Consider the following 2,871-nt stretch of genomic DNA (forward strand, 5'->3'; position numbering starts at 1 on the left):
TCTCAGGTATGGTTTTCAGATTTAGCTTACTTTGTCTCCTCCTGCTGCTTGCCAATATAGCATACGGCAGTGATAAAGTACCGGTCCACCCTCGGGTTTTTGTGCAACAGTCAGATATAGCTTTAATTAAAGAAAAGATCAGTGTTCCGCCTTTCAATACGCTATGGCAGGAGGTAAAGCAAGATGACGAAGCATTAAGTCTGGCAGTTGAGTATTTGCTCGAGAAAGACGAAACAGTAGGGCATGAAGCTGTAAAGAAGGGGTTGATTTTGCTAAAAGCAGGAAATGATGCCCGTCCCCTTTATAATCCATTGCTGATTGGGGCGTGTGTATATGACTGGTGCTATCCACTGCTATCGCAATCACAGAAACAACAGTTTATTGATGAATTTGTAAGAATTGCCAAGCTGCACCAGCCGGGCTTTCCAGCCGACGCTAACACTCCGGCGGTAGTTGGGCACAATTCAGAAGGTTGGCTACTAAGTGGTCAGCTACCCGCTGGATTAGCCATTTACGACGAAGACACCCAAATGTTTGATGCGGCTGAATCGCTTCTTCGGCAGCAATTCGTACCGGTTCGTAACTTTCACTACCAAGCTCATATGCATCATCAGGGCGACTCCTATATTAGTGCTCGGTTTGTGCACGATATCATGGCTGCCTGGTTATTCCGCCGCGCGGGGCTCAAGCAGGTTTTTAGCAAAGACCAGCAGTATGTTCCCTATCAGTTGCTGTACCATTTGCGCCCCGACGGTCAGCAAATGCGTAGCGGAGATACTTTTGATGATCGGGGGCGAGACCATAGCAAACGCCGAATAGCGCTGTTTACGGCGAGTTATTACCGCGACCTCTATTTGATGACATTTGCTGATATGAATTTATTCGCCACCAAAACCATAGAAGACAAAATTTTTGAATTGCTGCTCCGCCCGTCGGATATGGAAAGAAAACCATTATCTGAACTGCCACGAGTGAAATATTTTCCCGAGCCAATGGGCGAAATGATTGTGCGGACAGGCTGGAATTTAGGAGTAAACAGCGATGATGCGGTAGTGCATATGCGAATTGGAAATTATTTTTTTGGCAACCACCAGCGAAAAGATTTCGGTACTTTTCAGATTTACTACAAGGGACCGTTAGCGGTGAGTAGCGGAGTGTACGAGGGGGAAGATAAGCGAGCAAAGTACGGTAAGCCCTACTGGATGAATTACTACCATCAAACCAGCTCCCAAAATGGGCTGCTTATTTACAATAATAAGTTGAAACAGTTTGAAGCCAAACGACCCTCAATCAATGATGGTGGTCAGTATTGGCCTAATCAAGGTCAAGACCACCCGCATAATCTTGAAATGCTGGTAGACTCGGAGAATGGTTATAAAATGGGGGAAGTGAGTGAGTACGGATTTGTGCCTAATAGCATTGATCCCGAGTATAGCTACATTGCGGGGGATATTACCGCCGCTTATCCCCCTGAAACAGTGGAAAATGTACGCCGTACGATGGCTACTATTACAACAAAGAATAAAAATATTCCTCTAGTGTTTATTGTATACGACCGAGTGGTTTCGCGAAACCCTGAGTTTAAAAAAATGTGGCTACTACACAGCGAAACAATGCCTACAGTAGAAGGAAATACAATTATCATTGAAAACAACCGACCCCATTACCAAAATAAGCAGCAGTACTTTGGAAAACTTATCATGCGGAGTGTGATACCAAAGAAAGAAATCCGGGTAGAACCAGATATGCGAAATATATTTGCGACATCTGCTAAAAAGCAGAGGTTTGTAGCCGAAAAGAATAGACCAGGAGTAGAGCCAGCTTTGTGGACTACCATTGTATCCCCAACGGGTAATACTAACTGCCACGAATTTTTACACGTAGGGTGGGTTACTTCTGTTTCTGAAAATAAATCAGTGAAGGTTAGCTTGGCGGATGATACTAAAGAGTTATCTATTCGATTAGATAATAGTACGTATCTTCTGAAGGCAAATAAGGGGAAATTAAGCTGGTTAGATTGAATACACTACCAAGTATCGGATATTGCCCAATAGCGAGTAAACAGCACTGTATCAATACTTACGAACAAGTTTTTCATGGAAAAATCAGCTAATATTTACGTATTCTATCATTTATTTTTAGTAGAAAGGTGGCGAGACATATGGCGATATCATCTACAAAAAATGATTGATTCAGAACTTTACGATACGTGTAAAGAGATGAAAGTGGGGGTAGTGTATAAAAATATTGAAGAACTAGAAGAGTTTAAAAGTATTATTAAGGATTATCAGAAAGTAACGATTTTATACACGAGAGACTACAACAACTTACCGGTGAAGATTTGGAGTGAGCCGGAAAAAAAGGCGAAAGCTCAACTAGGGGAGGGGGAGTCTATACTGAAGATGGTAGAATATGTCAAAACCATTGAAGGCGATCAATTTTACTGTTTATTTTTTCATTCTAAAGGAGTGACTAAGCCTAATAATAAACGTAGATCGCAAATCACCCATTTTTATAGTAAAGGATTATCCGAGGATGCCGATGCTGAAGAAACTCAGCAATTCATCCTCCACGATATGACCGAAGAAACTGTAGTCGACTGGAATGAAAAAGTATTACTACTGGAAAACCATTCCTTTTACTACTATATCTGGAATTTCTTTTGGGTTACTGGAGCAATGCTAAAAAATTTTGATTTTAAGACTTTCAATAAGAAGGGAGAGTTTCCCAGGAAATATAAGCTTAGGGATCGGCACTATACTGCTATTTTTCCTATCAACTTATACCAAGTACAAAGAAAGAAAGATGTTGGGGACTTACGGAAGCTCATAGGTTTTTACGAATAGTTGAGTGTAGGGCGCGAAGCTTGGA

2 protein-coding genes are annotated in these 2,871 nt (G+C 41.7%); both read left to right on the forward strand.

The annotated features are described in order from the left end of the window. Nucleotides 1-2,021, forward strand: a 2,021-nt coding sequence (locus WBA23_RS05420) for a hypothetical protein (RefSeq protein WP_424581230.1), incomplete at its 5' end; no start/stop codon positions are given. A 75-nt stretch (nt 2,022-2,096) separates the two neighbouring features. Further along, complete coding sequence (locus tag WBA23_RS05425; protein ID WP_424581231.1) at nt 2,097-2,846, forward strand: hypothetical protein; 750 nt, start codon at nt 2,097-2,099, stop codon at nt 2,844-2,846. Nucleotides 2,847-2,871: the final 25 nt, after the last annotated feature.

The sequence above is a fragment of the Tunicatimonas sp. genome, from assembly GCF_049647865.1.
Classification (GTDB): Bacteria; Bacteroidota; Bacteroidia; order Cytophagales; family Cyclobacteriaceae; genus Tunicatimonas.